20 protein-coding genes are annotated in these 21,317 nt (G+C 48.8%); 19 read left to right on the top strand and 1 reads right to left on the bottom strand.

Translation table 11 applies throughout. The features are described from left to right. The 18 genes from ilvN (at window position 1) to lpxC (ending at window position 20,165) form a co-directional block, all read left to right on the top strand. Complete coding sequence (gene ilvN, locus GVI43_RS03205) at window positions 1–492, top strand: acetolactate synthase small subunit (RefSeq protein ID WP_170324309.1); 492 nt, start codon at window positions 1–3, stop codon at window positions 490–492. Between the two features lie 226 nt (window positions 493–718). Next, a complete protein-coding gene (cra, locus tag GVI43_RS03200) occupies window positions 719–1,723 on the top strand; it encodes a catabolite repressor/activator (protein WP_159565305.1) in 1,005 nt (334 codons plus the stop codon). Window positions 1,724–2,264: 541 nt separating this feature from the next. After that, window positions 2,265–2,723, top strand: coding sequence for a division/cell wall cluster transcriptional repressor MraZ (gene mraZ / locus GVI43_RS03195; protein WP_159565304.1), 459 nt, complete (start codon window positions 2,265–2,267; stop codon window positions 2,721–2,723). Window positions 2,724–2,726: 3 nt separating this feature from the next. Beyond that, window positions 2,727–3,668: a 16S rRNA (cytosine(1402)-N(4))-methyltransferase RsmH gene (gene rsmH, locus GVI43_RS03190; protein WP_159565303.1), complete on the top strand. Its 942-nt coding sequence runs from the start codon at window positions 2,727–2,729 to the stop codon at window positions 3,666–3,668. Then, entirely contained in the window at window positions 3,665–3,985 is a 321-nt protein-coding gene (gene ftsL, locus GVI43_RS03185; protein ID WP_159565302.1) for a cell division protein FtsL, read from the top strand. The genes rsmH and ftsL overlap by 4 nt, the downstream gene beginning before the upstream one ends. 80 nt (window positions 3,986–4,065) lie before the next feature. Continuing rightward, the gene (gene ftsI / locus GVI43_RS03180) at window positions 4,066–5,835 is read left to right on the top strand and encodes a peptidoglycan glycosyltransferase FtsI (RefSeq protein WP_159565301.1); all 1,770 of its coding nucleotides are present in this window, start codon (window positions 4,066–4,068) and stop codon (window positions 5,833–5,835) included. Beyond that, complete coding sequence (gene murE / locus GVI43_RS03175) at window positions 5,822–7,321, top strand: UDP-N-acetylmuramoyl-L-alanyl-D-glutamate--2,6-diaminopimelate ligase (protein ID WP_159565300.1); 1,500 nt, start codon at window positions 5,822–5,824, stop codon at window positions 7,319–7,321. The genes ftsI and murE overlap by 14 nt, the downstream gene beginning before the upstream one ends. Beyond that, on the top strand, window positions 7,318–8,694 hold the full coding sequence (murF, locus tag GVI43_RS03170) for a UDP-N-acetylmuramoyl-tripeptide--D-alanyl-D-alanine ligase (protein ID WP_159565299.1): 1,377 nt from the start codon (window positions 7,318–7,320) through the stop codon (window positions 8,692–8,694). Before murE ends, murF begins: the two co-directional genes overlap by 4 nt. Beyond that, window positions 8,688–9,770: a phospho-N-acetylmuramoyl-pentapeptide-transferase gene (mraY, locus tag GVI43_RS03165; protein ID WP_159565298.1), complete on the top strand. Its 1,083-nt coding sequence runs from the start codon at window positions 8,688–8,690 to the stop codon at window positions 9,768–9,770. The genes murF and mraY overlap by 7 nt, the downstream gene beginning before the upstream one ends. Before the next feature lie 2 nt (window positions 9,771–9,772). Continuing rightward, entirely contained in the window at window positions 9,773–11,089 is a 1,317-nt protein-coding gene (murD, locus tag GVI43_RS03160) for a UDP-N-acetylmuramoyl-L-alanine--D-glutamate ligase (RefSeq protein ID WP_159565297.1), read from the top strand. Beyond that, window positions 11,089–12,300 (top strand): cell division protein FtsW, encoded by a 1,212-nt coding sequence (ftsW, locus tag GVI43_RS03155; RefSeq protein ID WP_159565296.1) that lies wholly within the window; start codon window positions 11,089–11,091, stop codon window positions 12,298–12,300. The genes murD and ftsW overlap by 1 nt, the downstream gene beginning before the upstream one ends. Next, complete coding sequence (gene murG, locus GVI43_RS03150) at window positions 12,297–13,355, top strand: undecaprenyldiphospho-muramoylpentapeptide beta-N-acetylglucosaminyltransferase (protein ID WP_159565295.1); 1,059 nt, start codon at window positions 12,297–12,299, stop codon at window positions 13,353–13,355. The genes ftsW and murG overlap by 4 nt, the downstream gene beginning before the upstream one ends. A gap of 104 nt (window positions 13,356–13,459) precedes the next feature. Beyond that, a complete protein-coding gene (gene murC / locus GVI43_RS03145; RefSeq protein ID WP_246201485.1) occupies window positions 13,460–14,905 on the top strand; it encodes a UDP-N-acetylmuramate--L-alanine ligase in 1,446 nt (481 codons plus the stop codon). Continuing rightward, window positions 14,898–15,809 carry a D-alanine--D-alanine ligase gene (locus GVI43_RS03140; RefSeq protein ID WP_159565293.1) on the top strand — a complete coding sequence of 304 codons (912 nt, stop codon included), beginning with the start codon at window positions 14,898–14,900 and terminating at the stop codon, window positions 15,807–15,809. The genes murC and GVI43_RS03140 overlap by 8 nt, the downstream gene beginning before the upstream one ends. A 1-nt stretch (window position 15,810) precedes the next feature. Continuing rightward, window positions 15,811–16,656 (top strand): cell division protein FtsQ, encoded by an 846-nt coding sequence (ftsQ, locus tag GVI43_RS03135; protein ID WP_159565292.1) that lies wholly within the window; start codon window positions 15,811–15,813, stop codon window positions 16,654–16,656. 2 nt (window positions 16,657–16,658) lie between these two features. Continuing rightward, window positions 16,659–17,915 (top strand): cell division protein FtsA, encoded by a 1,257-nt coding sequence (ftsA, locus tag GVI43_RS03130; protein ID WP_159565291.1) that lies wholly within the window; start codon window positions 16,659–16,661, stop codon window positions 17,913–17,915. Between the two features lie 69 nt (window positions 17,916–17,984). Next, window positions 17,985–19,142: a cell division protein FtsZ gene (ftsZ, locus tag GVI43_RS03125; RefSeq protein WP_159565290.1), complete on the top strand. Its 1,158-nt coding sequence runs from the start codon at window positions 17,985–17,987 to the stop codon at window positions 19,140–19,142. 105 nt (window positions 19,143–19,247) lie between these two features. Beyond that, window positions 19,248–20,165: a UDP-3-O-acyl-N-acetylglucosamine deacetylase gene (gene lpxC / locus GVI43_RS03120; RefSeq protein ID WP_159565461.1), complete on the top strand. Its 918-nt coding sequence runs from the start codon at window positions 19,248–19,250 to the stop codon at window positions 20,163–20,165. Between the two features lie 12 nt (window positions 20,166–20,177). Here lpxC and GVI43_RS03115 read toward each other — a convergent pair whose 3' ends face one another. After that, entirely contained in the window at window positions 20,178–20,699 is a 522-nt protein-coding gene (locus tag GVI43_RS03115) for a DUF721 domain-containing protein (protein WP_159565289.1), read from the bottom strand. 32 nt (window positions 20,700–20,731) lie between these two features. On the opposite strand from GVI43_RS03115, the gene secM reads away from it, so the two are divergent. Beyond that, window positions 20,732–21,256 (top strand): secA translation cis-regulator SecM, encoded by a 525-nt coding sequence (gene secM / locus GVI43_RS03110; protein WP_425482116.1) that lies wholly within the window; start codon window positions 20,732–20,734, stop codon window positions 21,254–21,256. Window positions 21,257–21,317 lie beyond the last annotated feature (61 nt).

Here is a 21,317-nt window from a genome sequence, read left to right as displayed (position 1 = left end):
ATGCGTCGTATATTATCAGTATTACTGGAAAATGAATCAGGCGCTCTGTCGCGCGTTATCGGCCTGTTTTCTCAGCGTGGGTATAACATTGAGAGTTTAACCGTTGCTCCGACTGACGATCCTACGCTATCGCGTATGACCATTCAGACCATGGGAGACGCCAAGGTTCTGGAGCAGATTGAAAAGCAGCTGCACAAGCTGGTTGACGTGCTTAGAGTGACCGAACTGACGGAAAGCGATCGGGTGGAGCGCGAAATTATGCTGGTTAAGCTACGGGCTACCGGTGACGGCAGAGAAGAAGTTAAGCGCTGCGCGGATATTTTCCGCGGCCAGATCGTTGACGTTACCGCATCGCTGTACACCGTGCAGATGGTCGGTACCAGTGGCAAGCTCGACGCTTTCTTATCGGCTATTCGTGAGGCCGGTGAAATTGTTGAAGTGGCGCGATCCGGTATTGTTGGGGTTGCCCGCGGTGAGCGGATTATGCGGTGATTAGCCAATACTTCCCTCTGAATACATTTTAACCTGCAATATAGGTTATTGTTCGAAAAGCTCTGCGTGCGTAGAGCTTTTTATTTTGTATTACACTTACTGAATGGATTAAGCAGTTGCTGAACCTTTTAATCTAGGGTTAGATCTACATTATTAAAAGCCATTCATAATAATATGGTTATTGTGCCACCAATGATGGGGGCGAAATAATAATTAAGGGGTTAACGTGAAACTGGATGAAATTGCGCGTCTCGCTGGTGTTTCACGCACAACGGCTAGCTATGTGATTAACGGCAAAGCTAAGCAATACCGCGTGAGTGATAAAACGGTAGAGAAGGTCATGGTGGTAGTCCGGGAACATAATTACCAACCCAATGCAGTTGCTGCAGGGCTACGGGCAGGGCGCACTCGTTCTATTGGTCTCGTGATTCCCGATCTGGAAAATACCAGCTATACCCGAATTGCTAATTATCTCGAACGTCAGGCTCGTCAGCGCGGCTATCAGCTGCTGATTGCCTGTTCTGAAGACCAGCCAGATAACGAAATGCGCTGCGTTGAACATCTGCTTCAGCGCAAAGTTGATGCGTTGATTGTTTCTACGGCCCTGCCGCCCGAACACCCTTTCTATCAGCGTTGGGCTAACAGCACATTTCCGATTATTGCTCTGGACCGGGCTTTAGATCGCGAACACTTTATCAGCGTTGTCGGTGCTGACTATGAAGATTCTGAAATGCTGGCGGCGGAACTACGTACCTTTAAGGCTGAAACCGTTGCTTACATTGGGGCGTTGCCCGAGCTGTCGGTTAGCCAGCTCCGCGAACAAGGGTTCCGACAGGCGTGGAAGGATGATAAGCGCACGGTAAATTATTTATATGCTAATAGCTATGAGCGGGCTTCTGCCGCTGAGCTATTCGATAACTGGCTGAAGTCTAACCCGATCCCTGAAGCTATCTATGCCACGTCGTTCTCATTATTACAGGGCGTGATGGACGTTATTTTACAGCGGGAAGGACACTTGCCTTCTGGCTTGGCCATTGCAACCTTTGGTGATAATGAACTGTTAGATTTTCTGGAATGTCCGGTTCTTGCCGTGGCCCAGCGCCATCGTGAAGTGGCTGAGCGGGTTTTGGAATTAGTTCTGGCCAGCATTGATGAACCTCAAAAACCAAAACCTGGCCTGACGCGAATTCGACGCAACTTATTCCGTCGGGGCTGTTTGAGCCGAGCGTAATGGGGCATGAGTGTAGAAATAGATAACTGCTGTTGATGCGATGTTGTGGCATCTGAAATAATTTAATTATAGGAGTTTGCAAAAACTCCTTTTTTTATACCTAAAATAGAATGACTTATAGTCTATTATTTTGCTTATTCATTTCGTGCCGCAATTAATCACTAATAGTGGCGACCTATTCGATACTAAAATGATGTCCGTAGTAAAAAAATGACCGAGTTTCCATTGATGCAGCGGCTGCCTGCGGGGATAATTTTCTGTGTTTACAGCCGTTTTATTTAGTGGAAGGTCGGCTTTTTTCATCAAAATTACTATTTTTTATATTAAGCTGAAAATATTCATTATTATTCATCGTATTAGCAATATTTATATATTGTTAATAAGCGCCTATTTATGCTTTTTTTTCTGAATAACCTCTCTATATTGATGAAAAGTCATGGTGCTTTGGCTTGACAAGCTTTTAATACCCTTCGTAAACTCTGTTCAAGTGGGAATTTGTGGAGTAAAGTGGTGAAACTTGTCGCTAAGGAGTGACCTGCCCATGTTTCGTGGAGCAACAACGGTAAATCTAGATGGTAAGGGGCGATTAGCTATCCCCACTCGCTATCGGGATTCTTTGCTGGATGAATGTGAAGGCCAATTGGTATGCACCATTGACCTCCATCAGCCGTGCCTGTTGCTTTATCCTTTACCCGAATGGGAAATGATTGAACAAAAATTATCCCGGTTATCTAGCATGAATCCGGCTGAACGTCGGGTACAACGCCTGTTGTTAGGCCATGCTAGTGAATGCCAGATGGATAGCGCAGGGCGTTTACTGATCGCAAATACGTTACGTCAGCATGCGTCTTTGGTAAAAGAGGTGATGCTTGTCGGCCAGCTCAATAAGTTTGAGCTATGGGATGAACAGACATGGTATCAAAAAGTTAAGGAAGATATAGACGCTGAAAAGTCCGCTCCGGACACGCTGTCTGAGCGGTTACAGGATTTGTCGCTATAAGTTATGTCTACTAATTATCAGCACACAACAGTCCTTCTGGATGAAGCCGTTAACGGTTTGAATATTCAACAGGACGGTATTTATATCGACGGTACCTTTGGCCGTGGTGGTCACTCACGTCTTATCCTCTCCCTCCTTGGTCCCAACGGCAAACTGTTTGCTATCGACAGAGACCCTCAGGCTATCGCTGCTGCGGCAGAAATTACCGACCCACGCTTCTCTATCATTCATGGTCCGTTTTCTGACATCGCTGAATATATGCGCGATCGGGAACTGGGCGGCAAAATCAACGGTGTTTTACTCGATCTTGGCGTTTCTTCACCGCAGTTAGACGACGCAGAGCGCGGTTTCTCTTTTATGCGCGACGGTCCCTTGGATATGCGAATGGACCCGACTCGCGGCCTATCCGCATCTGAATGGCTAATGAAGGCCGATGCTGAAGATATTGCCTGGGTACTAAAAACCTTTGGCGAAGAGCGTTTTGCTAAGCGCATCGCACAGGCGATCGTTGAACGCAACCGCCAGCAGCCGTTAACCCGCACCAGAGAGCTAGCGGAACTGATCGCCACGGCTAGTCCGTTTCGCGATAAGCATAAGCATCCGGCGACCCGCAGTTTTCAGGCAATTCGTATTTATATTAACAGTGAGCTGGAAGAGATTGAGCGCGCATTAGACGGCACTCTGGACATTCTGGCCACTGAAGGGCGTTTGTCGGTCATCAGCTTCCATTCGCTGGAAGACCGGATCGTTAAACGCTTTATCCGCCAGCACAGTAAAGGCCCGCAAGTGCCGGCAGGGCTTCCTTTAACGGAAGAGCAGTTAAAACAGCACGGTGGACGTAAGTTAAAAGCGCTGGGGAAAATGATGCCGTCTGAGCAAGAGGTGTCAGGCAACGCCAGAGCCAGAAGTTCAGTATTACGTTTTGCAGAAAGGACTGCAGAATGATCCCGAATGAGCGCCATAGCTTAGTTTCAACCATTGGTGACGATTTACTTCGTTTTGCCAAACTGCCAATGCTGTTGACGGTGCTAATTTTGGTGTCAGCCATTGCCGTGGTGCTGTCTAGCCATCGGACTCGATTACTGACTGCCGAGCGTGAACAACTCATTCTGGAAAGAGAAGCATTAGAGATTGAGTGGCGTAACCTAATTCTGGAAGAAAATGCGCTGGCCGATCACAGTCGGGTTGAGCGACTGGCCAGCGAAAAATTACAGATGCAGCACGTTACGCCGGATCAGGAACAGATCGTGGTCCAAAAATAGTTAACTAAAATAATCAAGTAGCGGTAACGCACCAACGGTGCGTATCAACTGAACAGAAATACGGTGGCACATAAGCACAAATGAAAGCTGCACGAGCGAATAAGGTTAAAGTTAAACGTCCCGAAAATCAGGCCGGCTATATTAGCTGGCGTTTTAGTTTGCTCTGTATCGTTATTGTTTTGGCAATGTGCGGTCTGATGGCCCGAGCCGCGTGGTTACAGGTTATTGAACCTGACAAATTAGTGAAAGAAGGCGATTCCCGTTCATTACGCGTTCAGGAAGTTCCAACTGCGCGAGGCATGATTTCAGACCGATTTGGTCGGCCACTGGCGGTTAGCGTACCGGTTAATGCTATCTGGGCCGATCCGAAAGAGCTCAACGATCGCGGTGGCATCACTCAAGATGTGCGCTGGAAAGCGCTGGCCGATATTCTGGGAACGCCACTGGATAAGCTAGCAGAAAAAATTAACGTTAACCCGAAAGGGCGGTTTGTTTACATCGCCCGGCAGGTTGATGCTGAAACCGCCGACTATATTCGTAAGCTAAAGCTTCCGGGCATCAACTTAAAGCGTGAATCTCGCCGTTTTTATCCTGCAGGTCCGGTGACTGCCCACGTTGTCGGGTTTACTAACATTGATGATAACGGGCTGGAAGGCATCGAAAAAAGCTTTGAAGATAAGCTGGTCGGTAAATCGGGTGAACGTATTGTACGAAAAGACCGATTTGGCCGGGTTATTGAAGATATCTCTTCCATTGACAGCCAGGCGGCGCATAACCTGAATCTGAGTATTGATGAGCGTTTACAGGCGTTGGTTTATCGCGAGTTGAATAATGCGGTGAATGCCAATAAGGCTGAGTCAGGTACGGCGGTGTTGGTTGATGTCAGCACCGGTGAAATTCTGGCTATGGCCAATAGCCCTTCCTACAACCCGAACAACCGTGTTGGAACGCCGGAAGACTTTTTCCGTAACCGCGCGATCACCGATATGTTTGAACCGGGATCAACCGTTAAGCCAATGGTGGTTATGACGGCATTGGATCGCGGCATCATCAAAGAAAATACGGTATTGAATACCCGCCCCTACCTCGTAAATGGTCATGAGATTAAAGACGTTGCGCTTTATCCTGAGCTGACAATTACCGGAGTGCTGCAGAAATCGAGCAACGTTGGCGTTTCTAAGCTGGCGTTAGCGATGCCTTCTGATGCGTTGGTAGATACTTACTCACGTTTTGGACTGGGAAAACCGACCAATTTAGGGTTGATCGGCGAAAGCAACGGTTTGATGGTTCAAAGAAAACAGTGGGCTCAAATAGAAAGGGCGACCTTCTCTTTCGGCTACGGGTTAATGGTAACTCCGTTACAGTTAGCGCGTGCCTATGCGACGATTGGCAGCTTTGGCATTTATCGTCCGCTGTCTATCACCAAAATAGACCCTCCGGTTCAGGGAACGAGAGTTTTTCCTGAAAGTACCGTACGTACCGTTGTTCATATGATGGAGTCGGTGGCGTTACCCGGCGGCGGCGGTACTAAAGCGGCGATTAAAGGCTATCGGATTGCCATTAAAACCGGTACGGCAAAGAAAGTGGGTCCTAACGGTGGCTATGTTAATAAGTACATTGCCTATACTGCCGGCGTTGCGCCAGCCAGTAACCCTCGTTATGCCTTAGTGGTTGTCATTAACAACCCAAGCGGCGGCCAGTATTACGGCGGCGCAATTTCAGCACCGGTGTTTGGTGCGATCATGGGTGGCGTACTACGCACCATGAACATTCAGCCGGATGCTTTACCGGTCGCTGAAGAAAACAAATTAGTCATTAATCAAAAAGGAGCCTCCGGTGACCGATCCTAACTTACGCGATCTGCTTGCTCCGTGGAATATTCAGGTTCCCGAGCTCAAATTGAAAGAGATGACGCTCGACAGTCGCGTAGCCGCTGCCGGAGATCTGTTTATTGCCATTAAAGGCCACCAGACGGATGGCCGTCGTTATATTTCTCAGGCCATTGCGCAGGGTGTTGCTGCGGTAATCGCGGAAGCTGAAGGCGAAGCGGCTAACGGCAGCGTTGTGATGTCTCACGGCGTGCCGATTATTTATATTGATCAATTGAATATTCACCTGTCAGCCATTGCCGGGCGCTTCTATGGCCAACCGTCAGAGCAAATGCGCTTAGTTGGCGTGACCGGAACCAACGGTAAAACGACAACCACTCAGCTACTTGCCCAGTGGGCCCAGCTGTTGGGCGAACGCAGTGCGGTGATGGGAACCGTAGGTAATGGTCTGTTAAATCAAATTGTTCCCGTTGAGAACACCACCGGTTCAGCGGTTGATGTACAGCATGAATTGCATGATTTAGCCAACAAAGGCGCGACCTTCACCGCCATGGAAGTTTCTTCTCACGGTCTGGTTCAGGATCGCGTTGCCGCGCTCTCTTTTACTGCCGCAGTATTTACTAACCTTAGCCGGGATCATCTTGATTATCATGGCAATATGGAAGAGTACGAAGCGGCAAAATGGCGTTTGTTTACTCGTCACCAGGTTGGCGAAGCGATTATTAACGTTGACGACGAGGTTGGATTACGCCGTATTGGTCAAATGCCGTCGGCCATCGCGTTTAGCATGGAAGGGAAGCTGCCGCAGGGCCGGGCCGGGTGCTGGCTGAATGCCGTTCAGGTTGACTATCATGACGGCGGCGCAACCATCAGGTTCGATTCAAGCTGGGGCGGCGGCGTAATAGAAAGCCGTCTGCTGGGCGCGTTTAACGTGAGTAATTTGCTCGCCGCATTAACCACCATGCTGGCGTTAGGCTTTGATTTAGTTGAACTGGTTGAATCCTCCTCTCAGCTACAGCCAGTGTGTGGCCGAATGGAAGTCTTTACTGCTCCGGGGCGCCCGACTGTAGTGGTTGACTATGCCCATACGCCGGACGCTTTAGAAAAAGCGCTGGAAGCGGCAAGATTACACTGCAAGGGGCAACTGTGGTGCGTATTTGGCTGCGGTGGCGATCGAGACCGAGGTAAGCGCCCGCTAATGGGCGGAATTGCTGAACAACTGGCCGATCGCGTTATTGTGACTGATGATAACCCTCGTAGCGAAGACCCTCAGGCGATCGTGGCCGATATCTTAACCGGATTTATTGATGCGTCACGGGCTCACCCTATTCATGGCCGTGCTGAAGCGGTGACCAATGTGGTTATGCAGGCTGGTGCCGATGATGTGGTGCTGATTGCGGGCAAAGGTCATGAAGACTACCAATTGATTGGTCAACGCCGTTTGGACTATTCAGACAGAACGACGGTCGCTAACTTATTAGGTTTGGCACCGGGAGTATTAGCATGATCCCGATTACTCTGACTCAGCTTACCGCCGCCGTAAATGGTAAATTAATCGCTTCAACGGCAGATATTACCGCTCTTCAGGTAACCGACGTTACCACTGATACCCGAAAAATTACCGCCGGTTGTCTGTTCGTTGCGTTGAAGGGCGAACGCTTTGATGCCCACGATTTTGCTGCTGAGGCGGTTAATCTTGGTGCCAGCATTTTGTTAGTGAGTAAGCACCTGCCTTTAGACGTTTCACAGATTGTTGTTGCCGATACCCGTATTGCGTTGGGTTTGATTGGCGCATGGGTGAGACAACAGGTTTCGGCGCGCGTTGTTGCTCTAACCGGCTCCTCAGGTAAGACGAGCGTGAAAGAGATGACGGCAACAATTTTGCAGCAATGCGGTGAAGTGCTGTATACCGCAGGCAATCTGAATAATGATATTGGCGTGCCTTTAACGCTATTACGCCTGACTCGCTCTCATCAGTTTGCGGTGGTGGAGCTGGGTGCTAATCACGTTGGTGAAATTGCCTATACCACTGAGCTGACCCAGCCAGAAACGGTGTTGGTTAATAATTTAGCGTCGGCCCATCTGGAAGGCTTTGGTTCGCTAGCCGGCGTGGCAAAAGCCAAGGGTGAGATTTTTCAAGGGCTACCGGCTCACGGTGTGGCAATCGTTAATGCAGACAGCAATGATTTGGCCGGGTGGCAGTCGGTGCTTGCCGACAAGCAACTATGGCGGTTCTCAGCAGAACATAACCCACAGCTTGAGTTCTATGCTTCTGACGTGTCAGTCGCGCAGCATGTCACCCGTTTTACGCTACATTCTCCCGCTGGGAAAATGGCCGTTGAGCTGCCGTTGCCCGGTAAACATAATATTTCGAACGCACTGGCTGCTGCCGCTCTGGCGATGTCCGTAGGCGCAACGCTGGAAAACGTACGAGTTGGGCTGTCTCAGCTGAAAGCCGTTGCCGGTCGTTTATATCCGGTCCAGCTAAGCGACAATAAGCTGCTGCTGGATGATACCTATAATGCCAACGTTGGCTCAATGATTGCTGCGGCTCAGGTTTTAGCCTCGATGCCGGGCTATCGGGTCATGGCCGTTGGTGATATGGCTGAGTTAGGGTCTGATGCTGAAGACTGCCACCGTCAGGTCGGTGATGCCGCCCGTCAGGCTGGCATTGATAAAGTTCTAAGCGTTGGTTGTTTGAGTGAAGTAATCAGTACTGCAAGTGGAAACGGTGAACATTTTAGTCATAAAGCGGAGCTGATCAAGCGCCTGAGTGAATTGCTATCTGAACATGCGGTAATAACAATTTTAATTAAAGGTTCACGTAGTGCCGCAATGGAGCAGGTAGTACGCGGGGTACAGGAGATGACACAATGTTAACATGGCTGGCGGAACACCTAGTCTCATTTTATTCTGGCTTTAACGTCTTTTCATATTTGACGTTTCGCGCCGTTCTTAGCCTGTTGACTGCATTAGTTCTTTCATTATGGATGGGGCCTCGTCTGATCGCTTATTTACAGCGTTTACAGATCGGGCAGGTTGTACGTAATGATGGTCCTGAATCTCACTTTAGCAAACGCGGAACGCCGACCATGGGCGGCCTGATGATTCTTGCTTCTATTACCATTACGGTATTGCTATGGGCCAATCTGGAAAACCCTTATATCTGGTGTTCTCTGTTTGTTTTAATTGGCTATGGCATCGTTGGCTTTATTGATGACTATCGTAAAGTCGTACGTAAAGATACTAAGGGCTTGATTGCCCGCTGGAAGTACTTCTGGCAGTCGGTGATTGCACTGGCGGTTGCTTTCACTATGTATGCGGTAGGTAAAGATACCCCGGCAACTCAGTTAGTGGTTCCGTTCTTTAAAGACGTGATGCCTCAACTTGGCATCCTTTATATTCTGCTGACTTACTTTGTTATTGTTGGCACCAGTAACGCGGTTAACCTCACCGATGGTCTGGATGGTTTAGCCATTATGCCTACGGTATTTGTTGCTGCCGGTTTTGCTCTGGTTGCATGGGCGACGGGTAACGTTAACTTCGCCACTTATCTGCATATTCCCTACATTCGTCATGCGGGTGAATTAGTGATTTTCTGTACGGCTATCGTCGGTGCGGGCCTCGGTTTCCTTTGGTTTAACACCTATCCGGCTCAGGTATTTATGGGCGATGTCGGCTCTTTAGCGCTGGGCGGTACTCTAGGCGTGATTGCCGTCCTGCTGCGTCAGGAGTTCTTATTGGTGATTATGGGCGGTGTGTTTGTGGTTGAAACGCTGTCGGTCATTCTACAGGTAGGTTCGTTTAAGCTTCGGGGCCAGCGCATTTTCCGCATGGCGCCGATTCACCATCACTATGAACTCAAAGGCTGGCCGGAGCCGCGCGTTATCGTGCGCTTCTGGATTATTTCATTAATGCTCGTATTGATTGGCTTAGCCACGCTGAAGGTGCGTTAATTATGATCGACTATCAGGATAAACAGGTTGTTATCATTGGATTAGGTTCCACGGGGTTATCCTGTGTCGATTACTTTATTGCCCGAAATGCGATGCCGAGGGTTATTGATACCCGCGTGTCGCCGCCCGGTTTAGATAGCTTACCCGATGGCGTAGAACATCATACCGGTAGCCTGAATAGCGACTGGATTATGTCTGCCGACCTGTTGGTTATCAGCCCCGGCGTTGCCTTGGCTACGCCGCTGCTGCAAAAAGCGGCCGATGCCGGTATTGAGATCGTTGGCGATATTGAACTTTTTTGTCGCGAAGCTCGGGCACCCATCGTGGCGATTACCGGTTCTAACGGCAAGAGTACGGTGACTACGCTGGTTGGCGAGATGGCTAAAGCCGCTGGCTGGAATGTGGCCGTTGGGGGCAATTTGGGTCAGCCCTCTCTGACGTTGCTCGATCCTGAATGCCAGCTGTACGTCATGGAACTATCTAGCTTCCAGCTTGAGACTACTTCTAGCTTAAAGGCGGCAGCTGCCACAATTCTTAACGTTAGCGAAGATCATATGGATCGCTATCCTTTGGGAATGAACCAGTACCGTGACGCCAAGCTACGCATTTATGAAAACGCTAAAGTTTGTGTTGTTAATGCGGATGATGCGCAGACCATGCCGTTATCGGGTGCCGACGGCCGCTGTATTAGCTTTGGTATTGACGTCGGTGACTATCACCTTAGCCACCAGCCGGGTGAAACCTGGCTGCGGGTTCGGGGTGAGAAAGTCCTGAATTCGGCTGAAATTAAAGTCGTCGGTCAACATAACTATTTAAACGGCTTAGCCGCGTTGGCTTTGGCCGATGCCGTAGCGCTTCCTAGAGCTTCCAGCCTGAAAGCCTTGACTGAATTTACCGGTTTAGAGCACCGGTTTCAGCTGGTTTGGGAAAATAACGGGGTTCGTTGGATCAATGATTCTAAAGCAACCAACGTAGGCAGTACTGAAGCGGCTTTAAACGGTCTTCAGGTTGAGGGCGTTTTACATTTGCTGTTGGGCGGTGACGGTAAGGCTGCCGATTTCTCTCCGCTATCCGCCTATTTGCAAGGGGATAAAATACGCCTCTACTGTTTTGGCCGGGATAAACAAGCGCTGTTTGATTTACGTCCAGACGTAGCCGAAATGATGGAAACCATGGCTCAGGCGATGGAACAGATTTCCCAACGCATTCAGCCCGGAGATATGGTTTTGCTCTCTCCGGCCTGCGCCAGTTTAGATCAGTTTAAAAATTACGAGCAGCGCGGTGATGATTTTGCCCGACTCGCTCAGGAACTTGGTTAATGAACGTTTTAACTTTAAAACCCTTCCAGTCCCTTAGCCAGTGGATTGTAGGGAACCGCACGGGTACCGAAGCTGACTGTGATGTGATGTACGACCGTACGTTGCTATGGCTCTCTCTGGGGCTGGCGCTGGTTGGTTTTATTATGGTGACATCGGCGTCAATGCCGGTTGCACAGCGTTATACTAGCGACCCGTTTTTCTTTGCTAAGCGCGATGCTATTTATATGGCTTTAGCCTTTGGAGCCTCGTTAGTCACCCTGCGTTTCTCAATGGAAATGTGGCAGCGCTATAGCCCGGTGATTCTGATTGCTGCGATTATTATGCTGTTGGTTGTTTTGGTTCCGGGGCTGGGCAGCTCCGTTAACGGTGCATCCCGTTGGATATCGTTGGGTCCTATCAATATTCAGCCAGCAGAAGCGTCTAAACTGGCGCTGTTTTTGTATCTGGCCAGCTATTTGGTGCGTAAAGTTGATGAAGTTCGCCATAACTTCTGGGGTTTCTGTAAGCCGATGGGCGTTATGGTTATTTTAGCGGTATTGTTGCTGGCTCAGCCTGACTTAGGCAGCGTGGTGGTACTGTTTGTGACCACGCTAGGCGTGCTGTTTTTAGCCGGTGCCAAACTGTGGCAATTTTTAGCGATTATCGGTTCCGGTATCGTTGCGGTGGTATTGCTGATTCTTACTGAAGAATATCGCTTACGCCGGGTGGTGTCGTTTTTGGACCCTTGGGCCGATCCGTTTGGTGCGGGCTATCAGTTGACTCAGTCTTTAATGGCCTTTGGCCGCGGTGAGTTTTTCGGTCAGGGTTTGGGTAACTCGGTTCAGAAGCTTGAATACCTCCCTGAAGCCCATACTGACTTTATTTTTGCCATTATCGGTGAAGAATTAGGCTATTTGGGTGTGGTTTTAGTGCTCTTAATGGTATTCTTCGTCGCTTTTAGAGCAATGCAGGTTGGTCGCCGTGCTTTAGAAGCGGGCCAACGGTTCTCTGGGTTTTTGGCCTGTGAGATTGGAATCTGGTTTAGTTTCCAAACCTTAGTTAACGTTGGCGCTGCGGCGGGTATTCTGCCAACCAAAGGATTAACCTTGCCGTTGATCAGCTACGGTGGTTCGAGTTTGCTGATTATGTCGACGGCAATTGTGTTGTTACTACGTATTGATTATGAAACACGGTTGGCTAACTGCCAGGCGCATGGACGAGGTACCCGATGAAGCAAAAGCGTTTAATGGTGATGGCGGGTGGAACCGGTGGGCACGTTTTCCCGGGGTTAGCCGTTGCCCATGACCTGATGGCGCAAGGCTGGGAAGTTCGCTGGCTGGGAACTTCCGATCGGATGGAAGCCGATTTAGTACCGAAACACGGTATTGAAATCGATTTTATTACTATTTCAGGCCTGCGTGGCAAAGGCATTAAAACGTTGCTGGGCGCTCCGTTCCGCATTTTTCGTGCAGTGCGTCAGGCAAAAGCGATTATGCGTAACTATAAGCCGGATGTGGTACTGGGCATGGGCGGTTACGTTTCAGGTCCGGGCGGTTTAGCCGCGTGGTTATGCGGTATTCCGGTGGTATTGCACGAGCAAAACGGCATTGCGGGGCTGACTAACCGTTGGTTGTCTAAAATTGCCAAGCGCGTGCTTCAGGCATTTCCCGGCGCATTCCCTCACGCCGACGTGGTGGGCAATCCGGTGCGTACCGACGTTTTAGCCTTACCGTTGCCAGAAGTTCGTTTAGCTGAGCGTACCGGGCCAATCCGGGTTTTAGTGATCGGTGGCAGTCAGGGTGCAAGAATTTTAAATCAGACAGTGCCTCAGGCCGTAGAGCGGTTAGGGGACAAAGTCGCCGTCTGGCATCAGGTCGGTAAAGGTGCGTTAGAAAGCGTACAGCAGGACTATCAGCAGCGCGGCTTAACCGGCCATAATATTACCGAATTTATTGACGATATGGCTTCAGCTTACGCATGGGCCGATATCGTGGTTTGCCGTTCTGGTGCGCTGACGGTCAGTGAAATTGCAGCGGCGGGTTTACCGGCTATTTTTGTTCCTTTTATGCACAAAGATCGTCAGCAGTACTGGAATGCGCTTCCGCTGGAAAAAGCCGGAGCAGCCAAGATTATTGAACAACCTGATTTTAACGTTGAGACGTTGACTCGGGAGTTAGAAAAATTGAACCGTTCCGGTTTATTAGCCATGGCAATAGAAGCCAGAGCTATTGCGATTCCCGATGCGACTGAAAGAGTGTCAGCCGTCGTGAAAAGCGTCGCATTATAACCGGTCGCAATGTTGCAGGCCGTTAGTGGCCCTATATGAAGAAGAGTAAATAGAAAACCGTGAATAAGCATGTAAATACGCTGCAGTTAGCCAAACTCCGCACCATGGTGCCGGAGATGCGCAAGGTTCGCCACATTCACTTTGTCGGTATCGGCGGAGCGGGTATGGGGGGAATTGCGGAAGTACTCGCTAACGAAGGATATCAAATCAGTGGCTCCGATCTGGCACCGAATGCTGTCACGCAACAGTTAAGCGACCTCGGGGCTGAAATTTATTTCAACCATCGCCCCGAAAACGTTCAGGGTGCCAGCGTAGTTGTGGTTTCAACGGCAATTCCTGAGGATAACGCTGAAGTGGTTGCCGCCCGCGAAGCGCGTATTCCCGTGATTCGCCGGGCCGAAATGTTAGCCGAGCTAATGCGTTTTCGTCACGGTATTGCGATTGCCGGTACTCACGGTAAAACGACCACTACCGCTTTGGTCACCGGAATATACGCCGAGGCCGGGTTAGATCCAACGTTTGTTAACGGTGGATTAGTTAAAGCTGCCGGAACGCATGCGGCTTTGGGTTGCAGTCGCTATTTGATTGCCGAAGCCGATGAGAGCGACGCGTCATTCCTGCACTTACAGCCGATGGTGGCCATTGTTACTAACATCGAACCTGACCATATGGAAACCTATCAGGGCGATTTTGAGAACCTGAAGCAGACGTTTATTAACTTCCTGCATAACCTGCCGTTTTACGGTCGTGCGGTGATGTGTATTGACGATCCGGTGGTGAGAGAGTTAATCCCACGGGTTGGTCGCCAAATAATTACTTACGGTTTCAGCGATGACGCTGACGTACGCATTAAAGATTATGAACAGAATCGCGCTCAGGGGCACTTTACCCTATGCCGTCAGGGCAAAGCCGATCTGCTGGTTATGCTCAATGCGCCGGGTCGACATAATGCTCTAAATGCCGCTGCGGCAGTTGCTACAGCAACCGAAGAGGGTATTGATGATGAGTCGATCGTTCAGGCATTGGCTAAATTTCAGGGAACCGGTCGCCGTTTTGACTTCTTAGGTAACTTTGAGTGGGAAGAGGGCGGCGATATTATGCTGGTTGATGATTATGGTCATCACCCTAGTGAAGTCGACGTGACGATTAAAGCGGCAAGAGCCGGATGGAAAGAACGCCGGTTGGTGATGATTTTCCAGCCTCACCGCTATTCCCGGACCCGTGACTTATATGATGACTTTGCTCATATACTGTCTCAGGTCGATGTACTGTTTATGCTCGATGTCTATTCGGCCGGCGAGCCACTCATTCCGGGAGCCGACAGTCGTTCACTTTGCCGTACTATTCGTGGCAGAGGAAAAATAGATCCGATTTTTGTTCCTGACGTCGAGCTATTGCCTGAGATGTTACAGCAGGTACTTAAAGGCGGCGATCTGGTTCTGACTCAGGGTGCCGGTAATATTGGCCGGGTTGCCCGCCGTCTGGCCGACCTGCAGTTAGGCGCAACAACTAAACAAATAATAAATTCAAATGAGGGAAATCATGGCTGATAAAGTAGCGGTACTCCTTGGCGGTACATCGGCAGAGCGTGACGTATCACTTAACTCTGGTGCGGCTGTTTTAGCGGGTTTACGTGAAGCCGGTATTGATGCCTATCCCATCGATCCGAAGAGCTATGCTATTACCCAGTTGAAAGCTGACGGATACAATAAAGTATTCATCGCCCTGCACGGTCGTGGCGGTGAAGACGGTACGCTTCAGGGTGTACTTGAATTCCTTGATTTACCTTATACCGGCAGTGGCGTAATGGCTTCGGCATTAACCATGGATAAGCTAAGAACTAAACTATTGTGGCAGGGCTCTGGCTTACCGGTATCGCCTTATGTGGCCTTAAGCAAAGATCGGTTAGCTCAGGTTGACGCTGCGGATATTATCCAACGCTTAGGGCTGCCTTTGATTGTTAAGCCAAGCAACGAAGGCTCCAGCGTTGGTATGAGTAAAGTGAATAGCGCTGAAGAGCTGTTACCGGCGCTACAGGAAGCTTTTAAGCATGATACCAGCGTGCTGGTTGAAAAATGGTTGAGCGGCCCAGAGTTTACCGTAGCGATCTTGGGCGACGAAGTTTTACCGTCAATCCGTATTCAGCCTGCTGGCGTGTTTTATGATTATCAGGCCAAATATTTATCGGATGAAACTGAATATTTCTGTCCAAGCGGCCTGAGTGATGAGCAAGAAACGCAGATCAGAACGCTAGCGTTAGCCGCATATAAAGCCGTTGGCTGTCAGGGCTGGGGTCGCGTAGACGTCATGATGGACAGCGATAACCAGCTGTATCTGCTGGAAGTGAATACCGCTCCGGGTATGACCACGCATAGCTTAGTTCCGATGGCGGCTCGTCATTCCGGATTAAGCTTTTCGCAGTTGGTCGTAAAGATTCTGGCATTGGCTGATTAATATGTCCCAAGCGGCAAGACGAAACGTTCGTGAAGAAAATGAGAGAAGAAGCTCTGGTCGTAATAATGCTACGCAGCTGGTTGGCATCATTTTTCTGGTGATGGTGCTTGGTACCATCGTCTGGGGATGCTGGGCGGTTGTTAACTGGATGAACGATGCGCAACGATTACCGCTTTCCCGCTTGGTGGTAACCGGAGAACGACACATTACGACCAATGATGATATTCGTCAGGCCGTCTTGTCATCGGGCCCGCCGGGGACCTTTATGACGCAGGATGTAGACGTTTTACAGCAGCAGATTCTTCATTTGACATGGATTAAGCAGGCCAGCGTACGTAAACAGTGGCCAAATGAGTTGAAGATCCACATTGTTGAGTATGTGCCCTATGTGCGCTGGAACGACTTACAGTTGATGGATAAAGATGGAAACGCCTTTAGCGTTCCGGCCGAAAGAGTCAGCGATAAAACGCTTCCTCTGCTTTATGGCCCTGAAGGGGGCGAAAAAGAGGTGCTGGAAGGATTTAACTCCATGAGCCAAGCGTTGGCGGCGGCGAAGTTAAAATTGAAGACCGTTACCATGAGTGAAAGGCGAGCGTGGCAATTAGTGTTAGATAATGACGTTCGTATTGAGTTAGGGCGAGAGAATAGAGTGAAACGGTTGGACCGATTTATTTCACTCTACCCGGTGTTACAACAGCAGGTTCCGGCAGATAAACGTATTCATTCTATTGATATGCGTTATGACACCGGTGCAGCAGTGAGTTGGGCTCCCGCATTTATTGAACCAGAAGGGCATGGTCAGGCCGCGTTGCCCGATCAGGCTAAACCACAAAGTCAGGCAAATTAATAATGATCAAGTCAACAGACAGAAAGCTGGTAGTTGGACTCGAAATTGGTACGGCAAAAGTTGCCGCGCTGGTTGGTGAAGTATTGCCTGACGGTATGGTGAATATTATTGGCGTTGGTAGCTGCCCTTCCCGCGGTATGGATAAGGGGGGCGTTAACGATTTAGAGTCAGTGGTTAAATCAGTCCAGCGCGCTATCGATCAGGCTGAACTGATGGCCGATTGTCAAATTGCATCCGTTTATTTGGCGCTTTCTGGTAAGCATATCAGCTGCCAGAATGAAATTGGTATGGTGCCGATTTCAGAAGAAGAAGTGACGCTAGAAGACGTTGAAAGCGTTGTACATACGGCGAAATCCGTAAGGGTCCGTGACGAACACCGGATTTTGCACGTTATTCCTCAGGAATACGCTATTGACTATCAGGAAGGTATCAAGAATCCGGTTGGGCTGTCGGGCGTTCGGATGCAGGCAAAAGTTCATTTAATTACGTGTCATAACGATATGGCTAAAAATATTGTTAAAGCGGTTGAACGCTGCGGTTTAAAGGTTGATCAGCTAATTTTTGCTGGTCTGGCCGCGAGTTATGCTGTTTTAACCGAGGATGAACGTGAGCTAGGCGTGTGTGTAATCGATATTGGTGGCGGTACAATGGATATTGCTATTTATACCGGAGGCGCACTGCGTCATACTAAGGTAATTCCTTACGCTGGCAATGTTGTAACCAGCGATATCGCATACGCTTTCGGTACACCTCCGACAGATGCAGAAGCGATAAAAGTGAGACACGGTTGTGCGCTGGGTTCAATTGTCAGTAAAGATGAAAATGTTGAGGTACCTAGCGTAGGTGGCAGACCACCGCGTAGTTTACAGCGACAAACGTTAGCTGACGTTATTGAGCCACGATATACCGAATTATTAAATTTAGTAAATGACGAGATTTTACAAGTTCAGGAACAGTTACGTCAGCAGGGTGTGAAACACCATTTAGCTGCCGGGGTGGTTTTAACCGGTGGGGCGGCTCAAATCGATGGTCTGGCTGAATGTGCTGAACGGGTATTCCACACGCAGGTACGTATAGGCCGGCCTTTGAATATTACTGGACTAACGGATTATGCGCAGGAGCCTTACTACTCAACGGCAGTAGGTCTGTTGCACTACGGTAAAGAGTCCCACCTCCGGGGGGAGTCTGAAGTAGAAAAAAGAACATCTGTGCGTAGCTGGGTTAAACGATTGAGCGGCTGGTTACGTAAAGAATTTTAATACAGTGGTGCAATTATCCAATTTTAAGCGATAATTCATTGCGTAAGAGTTAAAACGGAGAGAGAGATTATGTTTGAACCTATGGAGCTAACCAACGATGCGGTGATTAAAGTCATCGGCGTCGGTGGTGGTGGCGGTAACGCCGTCGAACACATGGTGCGCGAGCACATTGAAGGCGTAGAATTCTTCGCTATCAATACTGATGCTCAAGCGTTGCGTAAAACCGCTGTTGGCCAAACTATTCAGATTGGTAGTGGCGTAACTAAAGGTTTGGGTGCGGGTGCAAACCCAGAAGTTGGTCGTAACTCTGCGGAAGAAGACCGTGAAGCGCTGCGTGCTGCGCTTGAGGGTGCTGACATGGTATTTATCGCTGCAGGTATGGGCGGTGGTACTGGTACCGGTGCTGCGCCGGTTGTTGCCGAAGTGGCTAAAGAGTTAGGCATTCTGACCGTTGCTGTTGTGACTAAGCCGTTTAACTTTGAAGGCAAGAAGCGAATGACGTTTGCAGAGCAAGGCATTGCTGAGCTTTCTAAACACGTCGATTCACTCATTACTATTCCAAACGATAAGCTTCTGAAGGTTCTGGGCCGCGGTATCTCTTTACTGGATGCTTTCGGTGCGGCTAATGACGTATTAAAAGGTGCAGTCCAAGGTATTGCTGAACTGATTACTCGTCCTGGCCTAATGAACGTTGACTTTGCTGACGTACGTACCGTGATGTCCGAAATGGGTTATGCCATGATGGGATCGGGTATTGCCCGCGGTGAAGATCGTGCAGAAGAAGCTGCTGAAATGGCAATTTCTAGCCCATTATTGGAAGATATTGACCTTTCTGGCGCTCGCGGTGTCTTAGTTAATATTACCGCCGGTTTTGATTTACGCTTAGACGAATTCGAAACCGTAGGTAACACCATTCGCGCATTTGCGTCTGATAATGCTACCGTTGTTATCGGTACATCATTAGATCCTGAAATGAGTGATGAGCTGCGTGTTACCGTTGTTGCTACCGGTATTGGTATGGATAAGCGTCCGGAAATTACGCTAGTTTCTAAATCTCCGGCGGCTCAGCCTGTCGACCACCGTTACGCGCAACACGGTTTAGCCCCTCTGCAACAGCAAGAAGCTAAACCAGCGGCAGCGAAAGTGGTGAACGATCAAGGTTCACCGGTAAACAAAGAACCCGATTATTTAGATATTCCGGCGTTCCTGCGTAAGCAGGCTGATTAAGCCGAATAGACTGAATGATTTTGATTCTCCGCTCTTTATGCTAAACTCCCGCGGAGACCGTAGTGTATGCTATGGCAAGATGGTTCAATATTGCGAGATAATACGATGATTAAACAGCGGACACTGAAACGCATCATTCAAGCAACCGGCGTTGGTTTACATACCGGACGCAAGGTGAGCTTGACTTTGCGCCCTGCTGCGGCGAATACGGGTGTCATCTATCGTCGTACTGACTTGAATCCACCGGTTGATTTTCCGGCAGATGCAAAATCCGTGCGTGATACTATGCTTTGTACCTGTTTGGTAAACGAAGATGACGTACGTATTTCTACCGTGGAACACCTTAATGCTGCATTAGCAGGATTAGGCATCGACAACATTATTATTGAAGTTGACGCACCTGAAATCCCGATTATGGATGGTAGTGCGGCGCCTTTCGTCTACTTACTCTTAGACGGCGGAATTGAAGAGCTAAACGTATCGAAGAAATTCTTACGTATCACTCAGCCAGTCCGCGTTGAAGACGGTGACAAATGGGCTGAACTGACCCCGTATAACGGTTTTAGCTTAGATTTTACTATCGATTTCAATCATCCGGCGATTGATTCCGGCTCACAGCGCTATTGCATGGATTTCTCTGCAGATGCGTTTGTTCGCCAGATTAGTCGTGCTCGTACTTTCGGGTTTATGCGTGATATCGAGTATTTACAGTCCAAAGGACTGTGTCTGGGCGGAAGCTTTGACTGTGCTATCGTAGTAGACGATTATCGTGTACTTAACGAAGACGGTTTACGTTTTCAGGACGAGTTCGTTCGACACAAAATGTTGGATGCAATTGGTGACCTGTTTATGTGTGGCCATAACATTGTTGGCGCGTTTACTGCGTTCAAATCTGGTCATGCGTTAAATAATAAGTTATTACAGGCCGTATTAGCTAAGCAGGAAGCTTGGGAATACGTGACCTATGAAGATGAAGCTGAAATGCCGCTGGCATTCAAAACTTCAAGAACCGTACTGGCTTAGTCTTAACTAGGTCTACGATTTTTTATTACGACTCGCTGTGCTGGTAACTCTCTCTCCGGCCAGTGCAGCCAGTCGTTCTAGTTTTTCTTTCAATTTCCCTGGGCTTCTTGCCGCTAAATCCCTTAATTGTTCTGCACTCTGTTCACTAAGCTTGCGCATAGGCGTATCATCTTTGCTATCCTTTGGCGTATAGCTTCTGACCAAATCGGCAGCAGTTTGATTATTTATCGTTAACTTAGGATTAATCTTTATGTCGATTGAGGCTAAAGATGGTAATATTTCAGTTCTAAGCGTGGTTAACAGCATGGGTTGCTCATAGCGTAATCGGACCAACCAACTGGCGTTAGCTACCTCAAGGACTAAAACGCCTTGGCGGAAATTAGCAACCCGGCAGTAATTATGTAGCTGCTTAGGTAACAGGGCTTTAACTGCCTTATTAAGTTTTAACAGTGCTATGGCGCGTTGCTGTACGTTTTTAAGTAAGTCAGCATCATCGAATAGCGTATCGAGTAATACAGGGCGACTATCGCGCATAAGTCACATTCCGGCAGATGAAAAATTAGTTGATAATGGGCATTTTAAATCGTTGGCGACAATTTGGTAGGCGTTATTTTTGGCCGCACCTCTTACTAGGGGTTGTTGCGGCAAGTATCAGTGCGCCCGCACATCTTAACGGTTTACCTCAGCAAGTCTCACTATCAACGGCAGTGTTGAATGTTAACAACATTAACTCAGCGGTTCCGGGCGTTGGTCAACTGGTATTACTCAGCCAAATTAATAACCGCCCGCTGCAAAACCTGAATCCATGGCAACAGTTTGCCATTCGCAATTATCTTACCCGCTTAGCAGTGACTTTTCCTCAGGATGAGCCAACGCCAGACACCATAAAAAATAATAACGAAGACGGAAAGATTCTGGTTAGTCATCTTGCGCTATTAGATTCATTATCGATACTCTTTTCTTCAAATATAGCCATACCGGCGACATTATCGTTGTTGGTACCTATTGATTCTATCTTTATTCAGCCTACCGTGGGGCTTTGGTTAGCCAAAGTTCAGGGTATTCGCGCTGGCCCCTCTCTAAACGTTTGATGCTCCCGCTGCCGTAAAATAGTTTGTCTATGCGGTTGCCGGATAGTTTTTCTTTATTTTT

This window comes from Budvicia diplopodorum (genome assembly GCF_009800925.1).
In the GTDB taxonomy this organism is placed as follows: Bacteria; Pseudomonadota; Gammaproteobacteria; order Enterobacterales; family Enterobacteriaceae; genus Budvicia; species Budvicia diplopodorum.
The sequence above is the reverse complement of the archived record's forward strand: the minus strand, read 5'-3'. Positions and strand labels throughout refer to the sequence as shown.